Source organism: Massilia sp. Root351 (genome assembly GCF_001425045.1).
In the GTDB taxonomy this organism is placed as follows: domain Bacteria; phylum Pseudomonadota; class Gammaproteobacteria; order Burkholderiales; family Burkholderiaceae_D; genus Rugamonas.
In genome coordinates, this window is the sequence record NZ_LMDJ01000012.1 from 586780 (window position 1) to 609218 (window position 22439).

Consider the following 22439-nt stretch of genomic DNA (forward strand, 5'->3'; position numbering starts at 1 on the left):
TTCTATTTTTGCAAAAGTGATTTGCATTATCCCCTCTTCCGCGTTGATTGTTGCAGGTATACCCTGCCCAAATTGTTTTATTTATTGCGACCATCATGAATATCTTGCACATCGATTCAGCTTGCCTGGGCGATAACTCTGCTTCCCGCCAATTGAGCGCCGCCGCCGTCGAGGCGCTGTGCGCGGGCGCGCAAGCCAGCGTGGTCTACCGCGACCTGTCGGCCGCGCCGCTGTCGCACGTGAACGGCCCGCTGATGCAAGTGATGCGCTCCGAATGGAACACGGCGCTGCCGATGAACGCCGAGCTCAGCGCGGAAGCGCTGCTGACCGAGTCGCTGCTGGCCGAGTTCATGGCCGCCGACGTGCTGGTGCTGGGCGCGCCCATGTTCAACCTGTCGGTGCCGTCCACGCTGAAGGCCTGGCTGGACCGCGTGCTGCTGCAGGGCCGCACCTATGACGTGGGGCCGGACGGCCGCACCGTCGGGCTGGCGACGGGCAAGCGCGTGGTGCTGGTCTCGACCCGTGGCGGCCAGCCGCACGAGATGCTGGCAGACCACCAGGAGTCCTACCTGAAGGCCGTGTTCGCCATCATGGGCGTGGCGCAGGTGGACGTGGTGCGCGCCGAAGGCATTGCGCTGGGTGCGGAACTGCGCGCGCAAGCCATCCAGGGCGCGCTGCGGCAGGCTGCCCAATTGCGTGTGGCGGGATAGCACGCCGGCGTCCCGCAGCGGCTGCCGCGCGCGGCGCTGTTCGCTATAATTTGCCCATGTCAGCCAACACTATCGAGATCAACCGGCAGATGGACAAGTTCGCCGGACACCACAGCGTGTGGGTGTTCGGCTATGGCTCGCTGATCTACAAGGCGGACTTCCCCTATCTGCAGCGGCGCCCGGCCAGTATCGCCGGCTGGTCGCGGCGCTTCTGGCAAGGCTCGCACGACCATCGCGGCACGCCCGCCGCGCCGGGCCGGGTGGTCACCATCATCCCCGAGGCCGGCGCCATCTGCCATGGCATGGCTTACCTGATCACGCCGGCCGTGTTCGAGCACCTGGACTACCGGGAAAAGAACGGCTACTTGCGGGTGGCGGTGGAGATGGCGTTCGACGACGCGGACGCGGCGACGGCGGGTGCGGCCGACGCCGCCGAAGGCGTGGTGTACGTGGCGCGCGAGGACAACGAAGCCTTCCTGGGCGAAGCGAGCGAAGAGGAAATCGCCCGCCACATCGCCCGTTCCGCCGGCCCCAGCGGTCCCAACAGCGACTACCTGACCCACCTTGCCATCGCCCTGCGCGAACTCGGCAAGCACGACGCCCACGTCTTCACCATCGAGCAATACCTGCTGGAACTCATCGCCAGCAACACCTAGCACGCGGCGGGCAACCGGCCGGCGGCAGCGTGAGAATGTGTGCATTTTCCATGTATACAAGCTGATATTCTCTCGTTACCGGCCAGGCTAGGCCATCTGAGGGCGCGCGATGAAACTACCTCCCCTGACCCACGGTATTGCGCAGCTGAGCGTTCATGAACTCGTGCAAGCCATGCAATGCATGCCCGTGGGCGTGACCATCATCGACAGCGCTTTGACGATGCGTTTCTGGAACGATGCCTTCTGCCGTCTGCTGAACTTTACGGCAGACGTCATGCGTCCCGGCGTAACGCTGCCGGACTTGTTTTACTTTAACGCCCGGCGCGGCGAATTCGGGCCGGGCGATCCGGAACGGCAAGTCGAGGAGCGCATTCAGCTCAGCAAACAATTCCAGCCCCATCATTTCACCCGCACGCGCCCCGACGGCACGGTGCTCGACATCACCGGCAGCGTCATCCACGACGAGAACGGCGAGGCCCAGGGTTTCGTCACGATCTATCAGAACGTGACGCTGGAACACCAGCACGAGCAGCGTCTGCTTGCCGCCAACCAGGAACTGCAGATTGCCTATGACGACTTGAAGCAGGCGCAAATCGGCTACGCGGAGATGGAGGAGGACAGGCGCCGCTATTACCAGCTGGCGGCGCGCGATCCGCTGACCGGTTTGTTTACGCGCTACTACATGGAAGATGCGGCGGCCCGCATGATCGAATTGCACGAGCGCGAGGAGTCAGCGCGGCTGGCCTTATTACTGTTCGATATAGACCATTTCAAAGACATCAACGACGCGTGCGGGCACCTGAGCGGCGATGTCGTGCTGCGCCGCGTGGGCCAGCTGCTGGGCGGCTTGTCGCGCCGGGCCGATGTCGCGGTGCGCTACGGCGGCGACGAATTTGCCATCTTCCAGTCCGGCGTCAGCGCCAACGATTGCCTGGCCTTCGCCGAGCGGTTCCGCGAAGCGGTGCAGGCACTTCGCTTCGACGGCAACCTGGCCGGGCGCCGGCTCTCCATCAGCGCCGGCGTCGCCGAGCACCGCATCGGCGAATCCATGAACGACCTGATCGAGCGCGCCGACGCCGCGCTGTACGTGGCAAAGCGCGCCGGCCGCAATTGCTCGCGCAAGGCGCCGTAAGCCCTTAACGCATCGAAACCAGTACCACCGGCAAACCACCCCAGGCGATAGCTACCCCGTTCAACTTGCCTGCCGTACCGCTCGGCAGAGCACGATCACACGGATCACACGGGTGTGATCGCGCAATTTCGTACAGGGCCGATGCGCAGAATCCGATTGCCACCCAGCAGAGCTGGCCATCGGCGCTAGCAGCGGCAGGATGATACTGATCCATCGCCAGCCCATCTATCCTCCCCTTGCTCAGAACAGGTCCATCTGCCCCGCCGCCGCTGCGGTCCTGGCTTTGGCGCCCAGCGCCGGGACCACCAGCGGGCGCTTGAACTGCGTGGCGTCGAGCTGGCTGAAGCGGCTGCCGCGCTTTTCCATGCCGAAGCGGCGGATGGCCTTCTCGGCGCGCTGCCGTATCAGCTCGGCCCACACGCCCTCGCCCTTCATGCGCTTGCCGAAATCGCTGTCGTAGTCCTTGCCGCCGCGCATGTCGCGCACGCGGTTCATGACGCGCTGGGCGCGGTCCGGGAAGTGCGCTTCCAGCCATTGCTGGAACAGCGGGTTCACTTCCCACGGCAGCCGCAGCACGATGTAGTTGGCGTGCATGGCGCCGGCCTCGAAGGCCGCTTCCATCACCCGCTCCAGGTCCGGCTCGGTAACAAAGGGAATTACCGGCGCGATGCTGACGCCCACCGGTATGCCGGCCTCGGCCAGCATGCGGATGGTGCGCAGGCGCCGCGCCGGGGCCGCCGCGCGCGGCTCGAGCGTGCGGGCGATGGCCGGGTCCAGCGTGGTGATGGTGATGGCGGCCGAGGCCTGCCCCCTGGCCGCCATGGCCGCCAGCAGGTCGATGTCGCGCTCGATCAGCGCGGACTTGGTGATCAGCCCCACCGGATGCCCGCATTCGTGCAGCACCTCCAGCACGCGCCGCGTGATGCGCAGGCTGCGCTCGCAGGGCTGGTAGGCGTCCGTGTTGACGCCCAGCGCGATTGGCTCCGGCACGTAGGCCGGCCGCGCCAGCTCCTGCCGCAGCAGCTCGGGCGCGTTCACCTTGGCGAAGATCTTGCTCTCGAAGTCCATGCCGGGCGACAAGCCCAGGTAGCTGTGCGTGGGCCGCGCAAAACAATAGATGCAGCCGTGCTCGCAGCCCCGGTAAGGGTTGAGCGACACGCTGAACGGAATGTCCGGCGAGCTGTTGCGGGTAAGTATGGACTTGGCCACTTCGTCCGTGACGTGCGTCTTCCACACGCGCGGAGCGGCGGGGTCGTCCTCCTCGTGTTCCCAGCCGTCGTCGAACTGCTCGCGCCCGTAGGCCTCGTAGCGGCCCTGCAGATTGCTGAGCGCGCCGCGCCCCTTCTGCGCGCGCAGCGGCGCCGGCGGCAGCATGGCTTGCCCTTCAAAGTCGTCTTCATCCATGGCCATTCCAATACTGTATGCATATACAGCATTCTATGCCGCATGGCGCGTCCGCGCAACAGTGATTATTGGAGAGATTTCCCCTCCGGACGGCAGCGCATAATCACCGAGGTCACTCGATTATCCGACAGGGAATTCCCATGCTGAAAAACCTGAAGATCGCCACCCGCCTGGGTTTCGGCTTTGGCAGCGTCGTTTTGCTGCTGCTCATTTTGTCCATCATAAGTGTCCAGCGCCTGGGCACCATCAACGAAAGCACGCGCGTCATCTACGAGGAACACTACGCCAAGGTAGTGCTGATCAACGGCGTGCTGACCAACAGCATGGACAACGCGCGCCAGATGCGCAACATCCTGCTCTCCACCAGCGATGCCGAAGTCGAAAAATACCGGCGCCTGGTCGATGCCAACCGCAGCGAAATGACGGACGGCCTGGGCAAGGTGCAAAAACTGCTGAGCACGGACGCCGGCAAGCAGATGTACAAGAACATCATCGACAAGCGCGAACTGGTGGCCGCCAAGTACGAGCCCTTCTACGCGCTCGTGAAGAGCGACCGCAAAGCCGCCATCGACTTCCTGAAGACCGATTTCGTGCCCACCAACGACGTGTTCTGGGCCGCGCTGGAAGCGCTGGCCAAATCGCAGGGCGAGCTGATGGACAAGGCCGCCAGCGAGGCCGCCGCCACCTACGAGTCGACCCGCACGCTGGTGATCGCGCTGGCGGCGCTGGCCATCATCCTGGCGGTGGCCATCGCGGCCTGGATCACGCTCAGCATCGTGCGCCCGATCCGGCAAGCGGTGCAGGTGGCCGAACGGCTCGAAGCGGGCGACTTGTCGATTGAAATCAACGACAGCTCCAAGGACGAAACCGGTCAGCTGCTGCGCGCCATGCGCAACCTGGTGGCCAAGCTGAACCAGGTGATTTCCGGCCAGAAGCGCGCCGTCGAGGCCGCCAACCGGGGCAACTTCGACAGCCGCATCGACCTGAACGGGCTGCAAGGCTTCCAGAAGGACTTGGGCGAAGGCCTGAACCAGCTGATGGTGACCACCGGCGCCAGCATCGACGACGTGGTGCGCGTGATGGGCGCGCTGTCGGAAGGCGACCTGAGCAAGACCATCACCAAACCCTACGAGGGCGCGTTCGACGACCTGAAGCGCTACGCCAACAACACGGTGGAGAAGCTGGGGCTGGTGATCGACGGCCAGCAGCGCGTGGTGGCGGCCGCCAACCGGGGCGACTTCCAGGCGCGCGTGGAACTGGCGGGGCTGCAAGGCTTCCAAAAGGAACTGGGCGAAGGCCTGAACCGCCTGATGGTGACCACCGGCGCCAGCATTGCCGACGTGGTGCGCGTGATGGGCGCGCTGGCGGACGGCGACCTGAGCAAGACGATCGACAAGCAGTACGAAGGCAGCTTTGCCGAGCTGAAGGAATACGCCAACAACACCATGGCCAAGCTGCTGCAGGTGGTGACGGAAGTCAATTCCGGCGCCCAGTCGCTGGCCAGCGCGTCCGAGCAAGTGAGCGCCACGGCGCAGGCGCTGTCGCAGGCTTCCAGCGAACAGGCCGCCAGCGTGGAGGAAACCAGCGCCTCCATCGAGCAGATGACCTCCTCCATCGCCCAGAACACCGACAACGCCAAGGCCACCGACGGCATGGCGGCCAAGGCTTCGCAGGAAGCCAGCGAGGGCGGCGAGGCGGTGGACGCCACCGTGGCGGCCATGAAGCAGATCGCGCGCAAGATCGGCATCATCGACGATATCGCCTACCAGACCAATCTGCTGGCGCTGAACGCGGCCATCGAGGCGGCGCGGGCCGGCGAGCACGGCAAGGGCTTCGCGGTGGTGGCGGCCGAAGTGCGCAAGCTGGCCGAGCGCAGCCAGGTGGCGGCGCAGGAGATCGGCGAAGTGGCCACCAGCAGCGTGGAACTGGCCGAGCGGGCCGGCGTGCTGCTGGAACAGATGGTTCCCAACATCAAGAAGACGTCGGGACTGGTGCAGGAGATCGCCGCCGCGTCCGAGGAGCAGTCGGCCGGCGTGGCGCAGATCAACTCGGCGGTCAACCAGCTCAGCCAGACCACGCAGCAGAATGCCAGCAGCTCGGAGGAGCTGGCCGCCACGGCCGAGGAGATGAGCAGCCAGGCCGAACAGCTGCAGCAGACCATGGGCTTCTTCAAGGTGAACGCGGCGCCGCAGGCGCCGCGCCGGCAGGCCCAGGCGCCGATGCGCAAGCCGACCGCCGTCAAGATGGTGCGCAACCGCGACCTGTACGCGTCGGCGGCGCCGGCCGGCGAAGAGCTCGACGAGGCCGAGTTCGTGCGATTCTGAGCGGCCCCGCCCTGACGCGGGGCCGCTCCGTCCTGCGTTTTCCGCTGCGTTTTCCCTTGCCCGCCCCGCCACGCAGCGGGGCGGGAGCTTCGCTGCCGGGCCGCTAGCTGGTATCATGCGCACTGTCCCAGGTGCCGTGCGCCCGGCGCCGATGCGCCGCGCACGCTATCCGATGTCACCAACACCGCCAGCCCATGGCCGCGCTCCCTGCTGCGGCGGGCTGCTTTTTGACCCGAATCGACCACAACATGACCAATACGAACAACAATCTGCCTTCGCTTGGCGCCCGCATCGCGCTCGCCTTCGGCACCTTCTTCCGCACGCTGTCGGACCCGCAGTTCGCCGCCCGCCTGCAGCGCATCAACTCGCGCGTGGCCGGCGCCACCGCAGCAGCGCCCACCGCCGCGCCCACTGCCGCACCGACCGCCGCCCCCACCCCGGCGCCAACGGCCGCGCCCACCGCGCCGCCGGCCCCCGTCATCCTGCGCGAAGCCACGCCGGACGCCGCCTTGCAGCTGCTTAGCCTGCTGCAGCGCGAAGCGCGCCTGATCGACTTCACCCAGGAAAACCTGAGCGCCTACGCCGACGCCGATATCGGCGCCGCCGCGCGCGTGGTGCACGAAGGCTGCGCCAAGGTGCTGCGCGAGCACTTCACCATCGAACCGGTGCGCGCCGAAGCCGAAGGCACGCGCGTCACGCTGGAGGAAGGCTTCGATGCGGCCGCCGTGCGCCTGACCGGCAACGTGGTCGGCAAGGCCCCGTTCAAGGGCAGCTTGAGCCATCGCGGCTGGCGCGCCACCAGCGTGCGCCTGCCGAAGCTGGCCGAGGCGCATGACGCCAAGGTACTGGCACCTGCGGAGGTGGAACTGTGAGCGAGAATCTGAATAACAACGCGCACACCCCGCGCTACGCCATCGGCATCGACCTTGGCACCACCCACAGCGCGCTGTCCTATGTAGACCTGCAGGCCAGCGACGGCGAGAAGACCGCGCAATCGGTGCTCGGCGTGCCGCAGCTGACCGCGCCAGGCACGGTGGAAGAACTGCCGCTGCTGCCCTCCTTCCTGTATCTGCCGCACCCGGACGAATTGGCGCCGGGCCAGCTGGCGCTGCCATGGCAGGCCGACGGCGAAGGCGAGGCACCCACCGCCGTGGCGGGCGAAATGGCGCGCAGCCGCGGCGCCACCACGCCGATCCGCCTGGTGTCCAGCGCCAAGAGCTGGCTGTGCCACCCCGGCGTGGACCGCCGCGCCGCCATCCTGCCGAACGACGCGCCGGAAGAAGTGACGCGCGTGTCGCCGCTGGAAGCGTCCACGCGCTACCTGTCGCACCTGCGCCAGGCATGGGACGCCGCCCATCCGGATGCCCCGTTCACGGAGCAAGCCGTCACCGTCACCATCCCGGCCTCGTTCGACCCGGCCGCGCGCGAGCTCACGGCCGACGCGGCCAAGGCCGCGGGCTACCAGGCATTGACCTTGCTGGAGGAGCCGCAAGCGGCCCTGTACAGCTGGATCCAGGGCAGCGAAGGCCGCTGGCGCAAGGAAGTCAAACCCGGCGACATCATCCTGGTGGTGGACGTGGGCGGCGGCACCAGCGACTTCTCGCTGATCGCCGTGCTGGAACGGGACGGCGTGCTGGAACCGCACCGCGTGGCCGTGGGCGACCATATCCTGCTGGGCGGCGACAATATGGATCTGGCGCTGGCCCACCTGGTGGCGCGCAAGCTGGCCGCCAACGGCACCCAGCTGGACGCCTGGCAGCTGCGCGCGCTCACCTACGGCTGCCGCGCCGCCAAGGAAGCCCTGCTGGCCGACGCCAGCGTGGAAAGCTGGCCTATCGTGGTGCCGAGCCGCGGCTCGAAACTGATCGGCGGCTCGATCCGCACCGAGCTGACGCGCGCCGAAGTGAGCACCTTCATCCTGGACGGCTTCTTCCCGCAGGTGGAAGCCTCGGCCCGCCCTGCCGTGCGCACCCGCGCCGGCTTGACGCAGCTGGGCTTGCCGTATGCGCAGGACGCCGCCGTCACGCGCCACCTGGCGTCCTTCCTGGCGCGCCAGCTGGGCGCCACCAGCGAGCTGCAAGGCTATGAAGGCAGGCAGACCGCCGATGCCACGTTCCTGCACCCGACCGCCGTGCTGTTCAACGGCGGCGTGTTCAAATCCGAACTGCTGGCCAAGCGCGTGATGGACACCATCAACGACTGGCTGTACCTGGAAGGCGCCGAACCGGCCCGCATGCTGGGCGGCGCGGACCTGGACCTGGCGGTGGCGCGCGGCGCGGCCTACTACAGCTACGTGCGCCGTGGCAGCGGCGTGCGCATTCGCGGCGGCACGGCGCGCTCGTACTACGTGGCGGTGGAATCGTCGATGCCGGCCATCCCCGGCATGGAGCCGCCGATCCAGGCGCTGTGCGTGGCGCCGTTCGGCATGGAGGAAGGCAGCGAGATGGAACTGCCGGGCCAGGAATTCGGCCTGGTGGTCGGCGAGCCGGTGGACTTCCGCTTCTTCGGTTCCTCCACCCGCCGCCAGGACCAGATCGGCGACATGCTGGACTTCTGGGGCCCTGAGGAACTGCAGGAGCTGAACGCGATCCAGATGACGCTGTCGCCGGAAGGCCGCCAGCCGGGCGACGTGGTGCAGGTGCGCCTGCACGCCCAGGCAACGGAGTCGGGCACGCTGGAGCTGCTGGCGGTTTCCAACGACAATGGCCAGCGCTGGAAGGTGGAGTTCGACGTCCGCGCAACCGTCGGCGAGTAATGAAGCCTTACCTCGTCAGCATCGACCTGGGCACCACCAACACGGTGCTGGCCTACTGCGAGCCCGGCTCGGACGAGGTCAAGCTGTTCGACATCGACCAGCTGGTGGCGCCCGGCGAGATAGGCACGGCGCCGCTGCTGCCGTCGCTGCGCTACCACCCGGCCGAGGGTGAGCTGGCGGCGGGCGAGCTGCAGCTGCCGTGGCGTGAGCCCGACGTGGCCGGCGTGGCCGAGGTGGCTAGCGGGCGCCTGGCGCGCAAGCTGGGCGCGCAGGTGCCGGGCCGGCTGGTGGCCAGCGCCAAGAGCTGGCTATCGCATCCCAATGTGGACCGCATGGCGGCCATCCTGCCGTGGGGCGCGGAGCCCGACGTGGCCAAGGTGTCGCCGGTGGCGGCCAGCGCCGGCTACCTGGCGCATCTGCGCGCGGCGTGGAACCAGCGTTTCCCCAAGCAGCCGCTGGAACAGCAGCAGATCGTGCTGACGATACCGGCCTCCTTCGACGAGGGCGCGCGCGCGCTGACGCTGGAGGCGGCGCGCATGGCGGGCCTGCCCAAGCTGCGGCTGCTGGAAGAGCCGCAGGCCGCATTCTACGACTGGCTGTACCGCCACCGCGCCACGCTGGCGCAGGACCTGGCGCAAACGCGGCTGGTGCTGGTGTGCGACGTGGGCGGCGGCACCACGGATTTCAGCCTGATCAAGGTGGAACTGCCCGCCGGCGGCGGCGATCCCCTGCTGACGCGCATTGGGGTGGGCAACCACCTGATACTCGGCGGCGACAATATGGACCTGGCGCTGGCGCGGCGGGTTGAAGCCCGCCTGGCCGGCAGCGACGCGGGCAGCACGCCTGCGGTGCGCCTGTCGGCGGCGCGCATGGCGCAGCTCACGGAGCGCTGCCGCGCCGCCAAGGAACAGCTGTTGGCGGCCGATGCGCCGGACAGCGTGGCCGTGACGATGCTGGGCTCGGGCTCCAAGCTGGTCGGCGGCTCGCGCTCGGTCGAGCTGACGCGCGAGGAAGTCGAGGCCATGGTGGTGGACGGCTTCTTCCCGCTGGGCGCGGCGGACGAGGAAGCCAGGCGCACGCGCGGCGGCATCGTGGAGTTCGGCCTGCCCTACGCCAGCGACCCTGCCATCACGCGCCACCTGTCCAGCTTCCTGCACCAGCACGCGGCCGCCGCACGCGCGGCCTTGGGCGCGGCGCCGCACGCCAGCCTTGCGGTGCCGGACACCCTGCTGCTGAACGGCGGCGTATTCAGGGCCGACGCGCTGGCGGCGCGGCTGGAGGCCACGCTGTCCGCCTGGCGCGGCGCGCCGGTGCAAGTGCTGCACAACGATAATCCGGACGTGGCTGTCGCACGCGGCGGCGTCGCTTACGCCATCGGCAAGCAAGGCCGCGCCCCCACCATTGGCGGCGGGTCCCCGCGTTCCTACTTCCTGCTGCTCGACAGCGATGCCGCCAGCAACGGCGCAGCAAGCGGCGCAGGCGCGGCCGCTGCGGACGCGCCCGCTGCGGCCGATGCCGGAGACGACGCCGGGGCGCTCGTGCGCCACGCACGCCGGGCCGTCTGCATCCTGCCGCGCGGCGCGCAGGCCGGCAGCGAAGTCCGTCTTGCGGAACGCACCTTCGCGCTGCGCCTTGGCCGGCCGGTACGCTTCCACATCGTCTCATCGACCGCCGATTCGGGCGCCGCGCCGAGCGCGGGGGAGCTGGTTGAACTCGATCCATCCTCCTATGTGCGCCTGCCGCCCATCGCCACCGTGCTGCGCGACAGCGGCGACGCGGCGGCACGCAAGGAAATCCCGGTCCAACTGGCCGCATCGCTGAGCGAAGTGGGCACGCTGGAAGTGCATTGCGTAGCCAGCGAAGGCGGCAAGCCACAGCGCTGGCTGCTCGAATTCCAGCTGCGCGCCCACGGCGCCCCCTCGGCCGAAGATGGCGCCGATGAGATCACCCTGCCGCCCCGCTACAAGGACGCGCTGGAGAGAATCGAGCGCATCTTCGGCAGCCGCGCGCAGCAGGTGGACAGCAAGGAAGTGCGCCAGCTGGGCCGCCAGCTCGACCACTTGCTGGGCGCGCGCGAGTCCTGGCCCACGCCGCTGCTGCGCCACCTGTTCGACGCGTTGCTGCAGCGGGCCAAGGGCCGCCGCCGCTCTGCCGAGCATGAACGCGCCTGGCTCAACCTGGCCGGCTATTGCCTGCGGCCCGGCTTCGGCCATACGCTGGATGCCTGGCGCATCGAGCAGCTGTGGGCCATGTTCGACAGCGGCCTGCAGCACCACAAGGACAGCCAGGCCTGCTCGGAATGGTGGACCTTGTGGCGCCGCGTCTCCGGCGGGCTGGACGCCACGCAGCAACTGCGGCTGCTGGACGATTTCGCCTTCAACCTGCAGGCCGACGAGCAGGAGCGCGGCCGCCGTCCCGTCACGCTGGTCAACGGCAGCGAGGAAGACATGCTGCGCCTGGGCGCATCGCTGGAACGCATCCCGTCGGCCTACAAGGGCGAGATCGGCGAATGGCTGCTGGGCCAGGTGCAGCAGCTTGCCACGGCGTCTGCAGCCAAAGCCGACAAGGCCGAAGCGGCGCTGGGCCGCTTCCTGTGGGCACTGGGCCGGGTGGGCTCGCGCCAGCCTTTCCACGGCAGCGCGCACGACGTGGCGCCGGTGGAAACGGTTGAGCAGTGGCTGGCGGCGCTGCTGACGCTGGACTGGAAGAAGGTGGAACCGGCAGGCTTCGCCGCCGCCCACCTGGCGCGCATGACGGGCGACCGCACGCGCGACATCAGCGAAGAACTGCGCGCGCAGATCCTGCAGCGCATGGAAGCGACGCGCGCGCCGGCCGCCTGGAGCGCCATGGTGCGCGAGGTGGTGCAGCTCGACCAGGCCATGGAGAAGCGCATGCTGGGCGAGGCGCTGCCGCCGGGGCTGAAACTGCTCAGTTGATCGCCGGCCCGGCTGATGCTCTACTCAGCCGGGCGCCCCGCCCGGACGTAGCCTTGCTGCTGCGCCACGAACCCGTCGAACGCCGCGATCAGCGGCGCGAACTTTTCCTCGTCGCCTTCCAGCTGCGCCAGCGCGTACGCCGTGGCTTCCAGCGTGGACAGCTGGTCCGGCGCGTGCGCCTTGCGGATCAGGTAGTGCGACGCCGGGACCTCGCGCAGCGGCAAGCGCGGCAGGCGCTGCAAGGCCGGGTTCAGATAAAGCATCTTGCGGCTCTTGCGCCAGGTGGCGTCCAGCACCACCAGCTTCAGGGAGGCCGGCTCGCCGGCCCAGGCCGGATCGAACGGCGGCGCGGGGGCGATGCCCAGCGAGGCGCCGCCCGGCGTTTCAGGATACAGCAGCAGCGCACGGCGCGCGCCGCCCAGCAAGGCGTCGAGCCGCTCCGGCTCGAAACTCTCGCCCACTTCCAGGCGGCTGTCCGGCAGGGACAGATGCAGCAGCCGCGCGCTGTTCTTGGCATTGGCCACTTCCAACGGATGCTGGAGTATCAGCACTTCGGCGGCGCTGGCGAGCGGCGCAATCCAGCGGCAGATGCAGCCCGATTGCGGCCGCAGGCAGGCCGCGCACATGGGACGTTTGTTTGAGGAAGACATGTGCGATTGTAGCGCATGCCCTCCCGGCGGCTAAGTCAGCCGCGCCAGTTCGCGCCCGGCCACCGCGCGCCGCGCATGCCGTCCCGGCAGCGCCGCGCCGGCCAGGCCGCCAGTCTGCGATTCGGACAATTTGAACACGCTGACCGACTGCGCCAGCTGCGCCGACTGCTCCTGCATGGCCGCTGCCGCAGCGGCAGCCTGCTCCACCAGCGCCGCATTCTGCTGCGTCACCTGGTCCATCTGCGTGATGGCGAAGTTGACCTGCTCGATGCCGACGCGCTGCTCCTCGCTGGCGTCCGCGATCTCGGTCATGATGCCGGACACCTTGGCAATGCTGGCGACGATATCGTCCATGGTGCGCCCCGCCTTGTCCACCAGTCCGGTGCCCGCCTCCACCTGGTGCACCGAGGTGTCGATCAGCTGCTTGATTTCCTTGGCCGCCGAGGCGGAACGCTGCGCCAGCGTACGCACTTCGGACGCCACCACCGCGAAGCCCCGGCCCTGCTCACCGGCGCGCGCCGCTTCCACGGCCGCGTTCAGCGCCAGGATGTTGGTCTGGAAGGCGATCCCGTCGATGACGCTGATAATGTCGACGATTTTGCGCGACGAATCGTTGATCGAGCCCATCGTCGCCACCACTTCCGACACCACCGCGCCGCCGTGGCTGGCGATCTCGGACGCCTCTACTGCCAGCTGGCAGGCCTGGCGCGCGTTCTCGGCGTTGATCTTGACGGTCGCCGTCAGCTGCTCCATCGAGGACGCCGTCTCCTCCAGCGAGCTGGCCTGTTCTTCGGTGCGGGCCGACAGGTCCAGGTTGCCGGCCGCGATTTCGCTCGACGCTTCAGCCATATTGTCGGTGCCGCCCCGCACCTGGCCGACAATATTGACCAGGTTGGTGTTCATATTCTTCAGCGCGTGCATCAGCTGGCCCGTTTCGTCATTGGACGCCACCACGATGTCGCTGGTCAGATCGCCGGCGGACACCGATTCGGCCACCTTCACCGCTTCGCTGATCGGCCGCGTGATGGTGTGCGTGATGTACCAGGCAAAGCCCACCCCCAGCGCCACCGCGGCCAGGCCCAGCATGATGAGCATATTGCGCCCGCTCTCATAACCCTGCTGGATTTTGGCCGCCATCTCGTCGAGCTGGCGCTTCTGCGTGTCGGCCAGCTTCTGCAGCGCGGCCAGGTAGACGATGCGGTTGCGCTCCATGTCCTGCTCGAAGATGCGCTTGCCCAGTTCCAGGTCGCCGTCCGCCTTGGCCTTGAAGACCACCTTGCGCGCATCCACGTAGGCCTTGCGCGCCGCCAGGATGGCGGCGTGTTCAGCCTTGCCGTCCGGGTCCTGCAGGATGGTGCCGAGCGCGTCCTGCAATTCGGTGGCGCGGCCCGAGGCCTGTGCCATCTGCTGTTCAAAGCCTTTCTGGTCGGCCGCGTCCTGCACCTTCCAGGCGGCCGTGGTGCGGGCGGCGTTCACTTCCACCACCTTCTGCCACTCGGCCACCATGCGCTCCACCCGCACGTGGTCGCGCAGCAGCGCGTCGGTCATGGCGCTGGCCTGTTGCATGCGCACGATGCCGACCAGGGTCAGCGCCGTCAGCAACAGCAGCACGACAGTGAAAGCCAATCCCAGCCGGACCCCGATCTTCAGATTCTTCATCCCAGTCTCCTCGTGCCAAGTTTTAGTGTCTTTTAGGCAGTCTGAGCGCATTTCTATTGGAATGCAACAATTAACTGAAAGCAATTTTTCCAGATTGACCAGGACAAAGACGCAAACTAGGCTGGCGGCGGGACGGTGCCCAGCAGTTCGTCCATGTGTGCAAGGACGCCGGGGTCCTTCAGCACCGCGCGCAGCCACAGGTGCAGCGGCAGGTCGCCCCAGCCGGCGGCCTTCTCGGCCAGGTACGCCACCGGGCTGTGCGGCTCGGTCTGACGGAAGAACGCCGCCACCTGCCGCAGCTGGGCCAGCGCTTGCGCGCGGTCCAGGGGTGGGCCGCCGGCTTGCGCGCCGTGCGCGCTGCCCGGCGTGCCGGCCGCGTTTGCGGCGGCCTGCACGCCGGCACCGGCTGCGGGTGTGGCCAAGGGCGCGACAAAGTCGATGGCGTTGAGCAGCGCCTCGCGCGCGGCGCCAAAGCCCGGCCCGTCCGCGCCCAGTTGCGTCTCCACCACGCGTTCCAGTTCCTGCAACGAGGCCAGGCAGTAGCGCGCGTCGGCCAGCAGGGCGTCGTTGAACCGGGGCCGGTTGCGGCGCCGCTCCGCATCCAGTTCGGCCAGGCCCGGCCCGGCCGGCGCCGCCAGCGCCCGGGGGCTCCAGCCGGCATGCTCGGCGCCGGCCGCGCAGGCGGCGTTCAGGCGCTGGCGCGCCGCATCGAAGCTGGCCATGCACACGGCGCCGTCTTCGGTCACCGCGATCTCTTGCACCAGCTGCGGCGTGCGCGCCAACAGCCAATGCAGGTTGCCGGCGCGCTGTTCGGTGTCGCCATCCTCGATGGCGGGATGCAGAGCGTCCCAGTAGCGCTGGCACAGGCCGGCCAGCAAGGCATAGCCGTCGCCCAGGCCCCGAAAGCCGCGCGTGCGCGCGTGCGCCTCCGCCAGCCACACGGCCAGCCGCAGGTCCTTGCTGCGGCACTCGATCAGCGCGGCGCAGCGCACAGCCACGAAGGGCCAGTCGGCCTCTTTCAGCGCCGTCACCCACTCGCCCTGGTCCAGGGTGGGATCGTCCGCCAGCCGCGCCCTGACGATGTCGTCCACTTCGCTGCTGAAGGAAATGTCTTCGCCGCAGGCTTGCGACGTGCTGATGGGTTGCAGTAGTTGCGCGAGGTTGAACACAGGCGTCGGCATGGCGCGCTCCCTTTACTTGATGATGTATTTGAACTGGCCCTGGCGCGTGGCGCCGGCCTTGATGCCGGTGATCGCCACGCCGTCCGCCATGCGCGCCAGCACCGCCTCCGCCAGCGCCGGCAACAAGGCGCCGTTCAGGATGTGGTCTACATTGCGGGCGCCGGAATCGACTTCGGTGCAGCGCGCCAGCACCGCTTCGACCAGCGCCTGGTCGTAGCTGAATTCGGCCTTGTGGCTGCTGCGGATGCGCTGCCCGATGCGCTCGAGCTTGAGCGCGACTATGCGGCCCAGCACCTCGTCGGCGATCGGGTAGAAGGGCACCAGCTGCATGCGCCCCAGGAAGGCCGGCTTGAAGTGCTTCATCAGCTGCGGCCGGGCCAGCAGCTCCAGCTCGGCCGGGGCGGGCCGCTCCGCAAGCGGCTTGTTCAGGCACGCCTGCATGATGGCCGCCGACGCCACATTGGAGGTGGCGATGATGATGGTGTTGCGGAAGTCGATTTCGCGTCCCTCCGCGTCATCCAGCACGCCCTTGTCGAACACCTGGTAGAACAGCTCGGCCACGTCCGGATGGGCCTTTTCGATTTCGTCGAGCAGCACCACGCTGTAGGGCGCGCGCCGCACCGCCTCGGTCAGCACGCCGCCTTCGCCATAGCCCACATAGCCGGGCGGCGAGCCTTTCAGGCCCGACACGCTGTGCGCTTCCTGGTACTCGCTCATATTGATGGTGATGAGCTTGCGCTCGCCGCCGTACAGCAGGTCGGCCAGCGCCAGCGCCATCTCGGTCTTGCCCACCCCGGACGGGCCGGTGAATAAAAACACGCCCTTGGGCTGGTCCGGATCGGCCAGGTTGGCGCGCGCGGTGCGCACGCGCTGCGCCACCGCGGCGACCGCTTGCGGCTGGCCGAGAATGCGCGCCTGCAGTGCCTGTTCCAGTTTCTGCACCGCCCGGATCTCGTCGCGCACCATTTTTCCGAGCGGGATGCCGGTCCAGGCGGACACGATGGCGGCCACCGTATGCGCGTCCACCTGCCGCGGCACCATCGGTTCGCCGCCCTGCAAGGCCAGCAGCTCTGCCTCCAGCGCGGCCATGGGAACGCCGCCGCCCACCGGTGGATGGCTGTTGCGCTGCACCTCCATGGCCGCGTGCAGCGCCTTCTCGCGCTCCCAGCGCTCGCTGTGCTTGCGGTATTCCTGCTGCAGCGTTTCGCGCGCCACGCGCAGTTCGCGCAGGCGGGCGCCATGCCTGCCATCCTTGCCTGCATCCGCGTCCTCGCGCTCCAGGGCGGCGATCTCGTAGCCGATACGCTCGACGCGCCGCTGCGCCTGCTCCACCAGTTGCGGCGCCGCGTTCTGGCCCAGCGCCACGCGGGCGCAGGCTGTGTCGAGCACGCTGACCGCCTTGTCCGGCAACTGGCGGCCGCTGATGTAGCGGTGCGACAGGCTGACCGCCGCCACCACGGCGTCGTCGCAGATGCGGATGTTGAAGTGCTTTTCCATCAGCGGCGCCACAGCGCGCAGCATGGCGCAGGCGGTGTCCTCGGCAGGTTCCTCCACCTTCACCACCTGGAAGCGGCGCGCCAGCGCGGCATCCTTCTCGAAGTACTTCTTGTACTCGCTCCAGGTGGTGGCGGCGATGGTGCGCAGCTCGCCGCGCGCCAGCGCCGGCTTGAGCAGGTTGGCCGCATCGCCCTGGCCGGCCGGGCCGCCGGCCCCTATCATGGCGTGCGCCTCGTCGATGAACAGCACGATGGCATGCGGGCTTTTGCGCACCTCGGCGATGACGTCCTTGAGCCGGTTCTCGAACTCGCCCTTGACGCTGGCGCCGGCCTGCAGCAGGCCCAGGTCCAGCGCGCGGATTTCCACGCCGCGCAGCACCTCGGGGACGTCGCCCGCCGCGATGCGCAGCGCCAGGCCTTCCACCACGGCGGTCTTGCCCACGCCGGCCTCGCCGGTCAGGATGGGATTATTCTGGCGCCGCCGCATCAGTATATCCATGGCCTGGCGAATCTCCGATTCGCGTCCGATCACGGGATCGAGCTTGCCGTCACGCGCCTGCTGCGTCAGGCTGGTGGTGTACTGGTCCAGCGCGGGCGTGGTCACGTTCAGCTGGCGCACCTGGTCGCCGCCGGCTGCCTCCGCGTGGGGCGCCTCGGCGCGGCCCTCCTCCTGCGAGCCGCGGGTGTACTTGTCCATATTGTGCTTGAGCTCATCGACCGGGAACCGCGCGAACAGCTTCGAGCCGCGTGCCGCCAGCTGCGCCAGGTCCGGCTCGGTCAGCAATGCCAGCAGCAGGTGGCCGCTGCGTATCAAGTCCGGCTGCGGCAGCGACAGCGAGGCAATCAGCCAGGCATGTTCCAGCAACACCGGCAAGTGCCTGGAAAACACCGGCGTGCGCGCGCTGCCGTTCTTGAAGCGCGCAATCTCGCTGCGCAGATCGCCGTCCAGCGCCTCCAGGCTGATGCCGCATTTGCGCGCGATCAGCACGAAGTCGCTCTGATCCTGTTCAAGCAGCGCCAGGAACAGATGTTCGAGGTCGACTTCGTACTGCCCCAGGCCGACACAGATGCTGGCGGCGCGGGTGGCCGCCAGGCGCGTGGTGTCGTTCAGTTTTGCGATCAGGGTTTTCAGGTTGATGCTCATGCATGTGCTCCGCTGTGGTGGATGGCGTAGTGCAGCGTGGACGGCTGCAGCACGGCGTCGAAGTTGACCTGTTCGAAAGCGGGAGAGACCGCCAGCACGCCGCTGATGACGAAGTTGACCCGGTTGATGCTGCCGGCCTGCAGTTCGATGCGCGTCCGCACCTGCCCCAGGCGCGGCTCGTGGCGCTCGATCGCCGCCTTCAGGCTGGCGCAGATGCGAGCCCGGTCGTCGCTGCTGCTCAGGCACATGCCGGCAAAATCGACCAGGCCGTAGTTGATGATGGAGGCGGCGCACTCCGGATAGTCTTCCAGCAGCGACTCCGGCAGCGCGGCGCGCGTGTTCAGCAAGTCCTCCAGGTCGCGCGCGACGGCCTCCTTCAGTTGGCCGGCCGCAGCACCGGCCGCCGCCTGGCTGCGCGCGCCCATCAAGCGGTCCATCAGGCCGGGAACATGGGTACCCATGGCTGCTCCTCTCAAAAAAAAATACCGCAGTGGCTTGCACTGCGGCGTTGCGCTTGCCAGGCGCTCAGGCGATGCGGTTGGCGGACAGGTCCCAGCCGCCGGACGTGTTGCCGCCCGCGCCGCCGGTGATTTTCTGCTGCGTGTATTTCCAGCGCACCTTGGAGAACTTGAAGCCGACTTGCTCGGTCAGGATGTCGCCTTCTTCCACCGATGGCGCCACTGCGCCGATCAGCACGTTCTCGATCTCGATCTCGAAGTACTTCACGCGCTCGCCCTGCGCGTCGGCCCGCATGAACTCGAACTTGGCCTTGGGGATGGTGCGGCCGGCCGAGCAGGTTTGCAGCAGGATGGGCGAGGCCAGGTCGGCCAGTTTGGAGATCACGATGTCGCGGTGCTCGCAGCGCTCGGCCGTATGGCCGCCGCCGGTGGAGGCGGTGGCGGACTTGGGCTGCTCGACACCGAAATTGACCGACTTGCATTCGATCCAGTCCTTGTGGCGGTCATCCGCCGATTCGCCCTTGATGCCATCAATGTACAGATAGACGTCGATTGCCATTGCATGCTCCTAGGTGAGGTTTAGGTGTTGGTCGATTGAGGCAACTCCGCGACCAGTCGGAGGGAAACGGAGAGTTCGTCAAGCTGGAAATGCGGCCGCAGGAAGGACACCGCGCGGTACACGCCGGGCCGCCCAGGCACTTCATGCACCTGCACCGACGCCTCGCGCAGCGGGAAGCGCGCCTTCTGGTCCTGGCTGGCGCTGTCGTCCAGCAGCACATACTTCATCAGCCAGCGGTTCAGGAAATCCTCCACGTTGGAGGCGGCGGCAAAGCTGCCGACCTTGTCGCGCATCATGGCTTTCATGTAGTGGGCGATGCGCGACACGGCGAAGATGTACTGCAGCTGGGACGACAGTACGGCGTTGGCGTTGGCCGCATCGGAGCTGTACTTGCGCGCCTTCTGCGCCGACTGCGCGCCGAAAAAGGCGGCATAGGCGGTGTTCTTGCAGTGCACCAGGGAGATGAAACCAAGGTCGCTCAGCTCCTTCTCGCGGCGGTCCGTGATCGCCACCTCGGCCGGGCACTTCAGGGCGACCTCCCCCTCGTCGGTCTTGAAGGTGTGGGTCGGCAGGTCGTCCACCAGGCCGCCGCCTTCCACCCCGCGGATGGCGGCGCACCAGCCGTAATCGGCAAAAGCACTGGTCAGCTTGGCGCCGAAGGCGTAGGCCGCGTTGCACCACAGGTATTTGTGATGGTCGGTGCCGTCCACTTCCTCGACGAAATTGAAGCCTTCCACCGTATTGCCGTCGACCGGGTTAAATGGCAGGCGGCCCAGGAAGCGCGGCAGGGTCAGGCCCACGTAGCGCGCATCTTCGGATTCGCGGAACGCTTTCCACTTGGCGTATTCCACCGTATCGAATACCTTGGCGAGGTCGCGCGGCCGCCCCAGTTCGCCATAGCTTTCCAGCCCGAACAGCTCGGGCGAGGCGGCGCTGACGAAGGGGGCGTGCGCGGCGGCGGCCACGTGCGACATCTGCTCGACGAAGTAGATGTCCTCTGGCTGGCGCGAGATTTCGAAGTCGCCCAGCAGGGCGGCGTATGGCGCGCCGCCGAAGGTACCGAATTCTTCCTCGTAGACCTTCTTGAACATGCTGCTCTGGTCAAACTCCAGCGCGCCCTGGAAGTCCTTCACCAGTTCGCGCTTGGTGGCGTTGAGCATGCGGATCTTCAGGTTCTGGCCGGTGGTGGAGTTCTTCACCAGGTAATGCAGGCCGGTCCAGCTCTGCTCCAGCTTCTGGAACGCCGGCGCATGCATGATGGCACTGAGCTGCCTGGAAATCATCGCGTCCAGTTCCGCCACGCGCGCGTCCAGTGTGCCGCTCAGGTTGTGCGATACCGGCATGCTGCCTTCCAGTACCTGGTTCACCAGCTCGGCGATGATGTCCTTGGCGCGTTCGTGTTCCACGCTGGACTTGGCCACCTTGCTTTGCTCGACGATCTCGTCGAGCAGGCCGGCGCTGTGTCCCGCGCCCGTTGGCGCGCCCTGCGGCTGCTGCAGTTGTGCCGACATGTCATTCCCCCTTGTCCGCAGGCGCGGCCAGGCTGTTGAGCTGGTCCGTGTTATTCAGCACATTGTTCAGGATGTCTTCCAGCCTGTCGTTGCCGGCCAGTTTGTTGCGCAGGTCGGCCAGCTTGCTGCGTGCGTCCAGCAGCCGGCTTAACGAGGGCACCTGCCGCACCACCGATTCGGGACGGAAGTCCGCCATGGCGTGGAATTGCAGCTCGACCGGGAAGTAGCCGCCGCCGGCCAGCTCGTTGGCCACCTGGAAGCGCGCCACCGGCGCCACGCCGGCCAGCACCTCGTCGAAGTTGTCGGCATCGATGTTGACGAACTTGCGCTCCTTCAGGCGCTTTGGCCCGGCCCCGGCGCTGCCGCCGAAATCGCCCACCACGCCAACCACGAAGGGCAGCTCCTTGTGCTCGATCGCGTCGCCGATCTCGACGTCGTAACTCATCTGCACGCGCGGTGCGCGCACCTTGCCCAGCCGTTTCTGGACGCTGTCGCCACTAGCCATTTTGGTTCTCCTTCAGGGTTATTTGAGCGCGCCGAACGGATCGGCAGCGTTGGATGCGGCCGGTTTCGCCGCCGGCTGCGCGCGCCGCGCCGGCGCCGCCACCGGCCTGCGCGGAGCGGCAGCCGGCGGCACCAGCACTTCCTCGCCCAGGCTGGTGCGCAGCAGGCGCGCCAGGTCCTTGGCCTCGGTGCGCAGCGAGCCGCTCAGGTTGTTCTGCTGGCTCAGATCCGCCAGCGCCTTGGTCGACAGGCGCAAGCCGCTGACGGCGATGATGCTGTTGCCAAGCTGGTCGCCGGGGTCGCGCTGCAGCGCTTCCTGCGCGTCCAGGATGGCTTCGCCGTAGCTGGCGCGGTCGAACTTCATCTGCGCCATCGACAGCCACGGCCCTTTTTCAGCCGGATAGCTGCCGGCCGCGCTGCGCAGCAGGCTCAGTGCCTTGTCCTGCTGGCCGGAGGCGGCCACGCGGCTCGCTTCGGTCAGCGCGCCGGCCAGCGTGGCGGCGGCAGGTGGGTCGGGTCGCAGCGGCGGCCCCTCGGCGGCGCAGGCGGACAGCAGCAGCGCGCATGCAAGACTGGGGAGTGTCGTTCCGGGCTTCAAGATGGTCTCCTTCGATGCTGGTGAAGGTCATTATTGAGGCAAGAATGACAACGGCGATTGCGATTGCGCAAGACCGGCGCCGGTCCATGGGAAGCGTGGCGGCGCGGCTTGCGCTGGCTCAAACACGCGTCGGCGCCGCTTGGTTTTAATGAATCCACGCCAAGCCCGCGCGCGCCAAAGGGAGTCCTCATGAAACACACCGCAGCAGCAGCGATCCTCTCCGCCCTGGCCTTGTCCGGTTGCGCCGCAGGCACGATAGCCGGCGCCGCCATGGAGCTGGCCGGACTGCGCAAGGCGCCCGAGCTGCCCGAGCTGCAAAAGCCGCCGCGCCAGGTGGCGATACGCCTGCATGCCAGCGGCAACCTCAACGCCGGAGGCGACGGCCAGCCGCTGGCGCTGTCGGCGCGCATCTACAAGCTGCGCCAGAGCGCCGCCTTCGAGCGCGCCAGCCTCCACGGTTTTCTCAACGCGCTGACCGAACGCGAGCTGCTGGGCGCGGACCTGGTCGAAGTGAAGGAAGTGCAGCTGATACCGGGCCAGCGCTACGAGGCGCTGGAAAGCGTGAGCCGCGAGGCGACGCGCATCGGCGTGGTGGCGCTGTTCCGCAAGCCGGCGCCGCAGCGCTGGCGCGCCGTCTTCTCTGCGGCGGAGGCGGAAAAGAGCGGCATCACCATCGGCCTGCACGCCTGCGCGCTGAGCGTGCCGGGCCAGCCGCTGGCGGGTACGCGCTGCCAGCCCTGACGCAATCTGTCACTTCATCCC

Annotated in this window: 18 protein-coding genes; 8 read left to right on the plus strand and 10 right to left on the minus strand. The window is 67.8% G+C overall.

What is annotated here, in order from left to right; all coding sequences use genetic code 11:
* The first annotated feature begins 95 nt into the window (after positions 1–95).
* The 3 genes from ASD15_RS15655 (at position 96) to ASD15_RS15665 (ending at position 2498) form a co-directional block, all read left to right on the plus strand.
* A complete protein-coding gene (locus ASD15_RS15655; RefSeq protein ID WP_082551859.1) occupies positions 96–710 on the plus strand; it encodes an FMN-dependent NADH-azoreductase in 615 nt (204 codons plus the stop codon).
* Between the two features lie 56 nt (positions 711–766).
* Entirely contained in the window at positions 767–1366 is a 600-nt protein-coding gene (locus tag ASD15_RS15660; RefSeq protein ID WP_057155874.1) for a gamma-glutamylcyclotransferase, read from the plus strand.
* 109 nt (positions 1367–1475) lie between these two features.
* Entirely contained in the window at positions 1476–2498 is a 1023-nt protein-coding gene (locus ASD15_RS15665) for a diguanylate cyclase domain-containing protein (RefSeq protein ID WP_229418204.1), read from the plus strand.
* A gap of 240 nt (positions 2499–2738) precedes the next feature.
* Here ASD15_RS15665 and ASD15_RS15670 read toward each other — a convergent pair whose 3' ends face one another.
* Positions 2739–3908, minus strand: a complete 1170-nt coding sequence (locus tag ASD15_RS15670) for a PA0069 family radical SAM protein (RefSeq protein ID WP_057155875.1) — start codon at positions 3906–3908, stop codon at positions 2739–2741.
* 134 nt (positions 3909–4042) lie between these two features.
* Here ASD15_RS15670 and ASD15_RS31765 point away from each other — a divergent pair, with 134 nt between their 5' ends.
* The 4 genes from ASD15_RS31765 to ASD15_RS15690 all read left to right on the plus strand — a co-directional run bounded on the left by ASD15_RS31765 (position 4043) and on the right by ASD15_RS15690 (position 11917).
* Positions 4043–6226, plus strand: a complete 2184-nt coding sequence (locus ASD15_RS31765; protein WP_082551860.1) for a methyl-accepting chemotaxis protein — start codon at positions 4043–4045, stop codon at positions 6224–6226.
* A 248-nt stretch (positions 6227–6474) separates the two neighbouring features.
* A complete protein-coding gene (locus ASD15_RS15680) occupies positions 6475–7098 on the plus strand; it encodes a DUF2760 domain-containing protein (RefSeq protein WP_057156109.1) in 624 nt (207 codons plus the stop codon).
* Positions 7095–8981, plus strand: a complete 1887-nt coding sequence (locus ASD15_RS15685) for an Hsp70 family protein (RefSeq protein WP_229418206.1) — start codon at positions 7095–7097, stop codon at positions 8979–8981. The genes ASD15_RS15680 and ASD15_RS15685 overlap by 4 nt, the downstream gene beginning before the upstream one ends.
* Positions 8981–11917, plus strand: coding sequence for an Hsp70 family protein (locus ASD15_RS15690; RefSeq protein ID WP_057155876.1), 2937 nt, complete (start codon positions 8981–8983; stop codon positions 11915–11917). Before ASD15_RS15685 ends, ASD15_RS15690 begins: the two co-directional genes overlap by 1 nt.
* A 20-nt stretch (positions 11918–11937) precedes the next feature.
* Here ASD15_RS15690 and ASD15_RS15695 read toward each other — a convergent pair whose 3' ends face one another.
* From ASD15_RS15695 to ASD15_RS15735, 9 genes are all read right to left on the minus strand, one after another.
* On the minus strand, positions 11938–12567 hold the full coding sequence (locus ASD15_RS15695) for a tRNA-uridine aminocarboxypropyltransferase (RefSeq protein ID WP_057155877.1): 630 nt from the start codon (positions 12565–12567) through the stop codon (positions 11938–11940).
* Between the two features lie 30 nt (positions 12568–12597).
* Entirely contained in the window at positions 12598–14226 is a 1629-nt protein-coding gene (locus tag ASD15_RS15700) for a methyl-accepting chemotaxis protein (RefSeq protein ID WP_057155878.1), read from the minus strand.
* Between the two features lie 116 nt (positions 14227–14342).
* Positions 14343–15407: a type VI secretion system protein TssA gene (gene tssA, locus ASD15_RS15705; RefSeq protein WP_229418207.1), complete on the minus strand. Its 1065-nt coding sequence runs from the start codon at positions 15405–15407 to the stop codon at positions 14343–14345.
* A gap of 12 nt (positions 15408–15419) precedes the next feature.
* Positions 15420–18047, minus strand: a complete 2628-nt coding sequence (gene tssH, locus ASD15_RS15710) for a type VI secretion system ATPase TssH (protein WP_057155879.1) — start codon at positions 18045–18047, stop codon at positions 15420–15422.
* Complete coding sequence (gene tssE / locus ASD15_RS15715) at positions 18044–18508, minus strand: type VI secretion system baseplate subunit TssE (RefSeq protein WP_057155880.1); 465 nt, start codon at positions 18506–18508, stop codon at positions 18044–18046. Before tssE ends, tssH begins: the two co-directional genes overlap by 4 nt.
* A gap of 64 nt (positions 18509–18572) precedes the next feature.
* Positions 18573–19064: a type VI secretion system tube protein Hcp gene (locus ASD15_RS15720; protein ID WP_057155881.1), complete on the minus strand. Its 492-nt coding sequence runs from the start codon at positions 19062–19064 to the stop codon at positions 18573–18575.
* A 20-nt stretch (positions 19065–19084) separates the two neighbouring features.
* Positions 19085–20575, minus strand: coding sequence for a type VI secretion system contractile sheath large subunit (gene tssC, locus ASD15_RS15725; protein WP_057155882.1), 1491 nt, complete (start codon positions 20573–20575; stop codon positions 19085–19087).
* A gap of 1 nt (position 20576) precedes the next feature.
* Positions 20577–21080: a type VI secretion system contractile sheath small subunit gene (gene tssB / locus ASD15_RS15730; RefSeq protein WP_057155883.1), complete on the minus strand. Its 504-nt coding sequence runs from the start codon at positions 21078–21080 to the stop codon at positions 20577–20579.
* A gap of 18 nt (positions 21081–21098) precedes the next feature.
* Complete coding sequence (locus ASD15_RS15735; protein WP_307188282.1) at positions 21099–21677, minus strand: hypothetical protein; 579 nt, start codon at positions 21675–21677, stop codon at positions 21099–21101.
* Between the two features lie 189 nt (positions 21678–21866).
* Between ASD15_RS15735 and tssJ the strand changes: the two genes are divergently transcribed.
* Positions 21867–22418: a type VI secretion system lipoprotein TssJ gene (tssJ, locus tag ASD15_RS15740; protein ID WP_057155885.1), complete on the plus strand. Its 552-nt coding sequence runs from the start codon at positions 21867–21869 to the stop codon at positions 22416–22418.
* The last annotated feature ends 21 nt before the right edge of the window (positions 22419–22439 follow it).

Bases quoted from the DNA above. Each gene is read 5' to 3' on its own strand.
- ASD15_RS15655 (WP_082551859.1), top strand. From the start codon at position 96: ATGAATATCTTGCACATCGATTCAGCTTGCCTGGGCGATAACTCTGCT.
- ASD15_RS15660 (WP_057155874.1), top strand. From the start codon at position 767: ATGTCAGCCAACACTATCGAGATCAACCGGCAGATGGACAAGTTCGCC.
- ASD15_RS15665 (WP_229418204.1), top strand. From the start codon at position 1,476: ATGAAACTACCTCCCCTGACCCACGGTATTGCGCAGCTGAGCGTTCAT.
- ASD15_RS15670 (WP_057155875.1), bottom strand. From the start codon at position 3,908: ATGGCCATGGATGAAGACGACTTTGAAGGGCAAGCCATGCTGCCGCCG.
- ASD15_RS31765 (WP_082551860.1), top strand. From the start codon at position 4,043: ATGCTGAAAAACCTGAAGATCGCCACCCGCCTGGGTTTCGGCTTTGGC.
- ASD15_RS15680 (WP_057156109.1), top strand. From the start codon at position 6,475: ATGACCAATACGAACAACAATCTGCCTTCGCTTGGCGCCCGCATCGCG.
- ASD15_RS15690 (WP_057155876.1), top strand. From the start codon at position 8,981: ATGAAGCCTTACCTCGTCAGCATCGACCTGGGCACCACCAACACGGTG.
- ASD15_RS15695 (WP_057155877.1), bottom strand. From the start codon at position 12,567: ATGTCTTCCTCAAACAAACGTCCCATGTGCGCGGCCTGCCTGCGGCCG.
- ASD15_RS15700 (WP_057155878.1), bottom strand. From the start codon at position 14,226: ATGAAGAATCTGAAGATCGGGGTCCGGCTGGGATTGGCTTTCACTGTC.
- tssA (WP_229418207.1), bottom strand. From the start codon at position 15,407: ATGCCGACGCCTGTGTTCAACCTCGCGCAACTACTGCAACCCATCAGC.
- tssH (WP_057155879.1), bottom strand. From the start codon at position 18,047: ATGAGCATCAACCTGAAAACCCTGATCGCAAAACTGAACGACACCACG.
- tssE (WP_057155880.1), bottom strand. From the start codon at position 18,508: ATGGGTACCCATGTTCCCGGCCTGATGGACCGCTTGATGGGCGCGCGC.
- ASD15_RS15720 (WP_057155881.1), bottom strand. From the start codon at position 19,064: ATGGCAATCGACGTCTATCTGTACATTGATGGCATCAAGGGCGAATCG.
- tssC (WP_057155882.1), bottom strand. From the start codon at position 20,575: ATGTCGGCACAACTGCAGCAGCCGCAGGGCGCGCCAACGGGCGCGGGA.
- tssB (WP_057155883.1), bottom strand. From the start codon at position 21,080: ATGGCTAGTGGCGACAGCGTCCAGAAACGGCTGGGCAAGGTGCGCGCA.
- tssJ (WP_057155885.1), top strand. From the start codon at position 21,867: ATGAAACACACCGCAGCAGCAGCGATCCTCTCCGCCCTGGCCTTGTCC.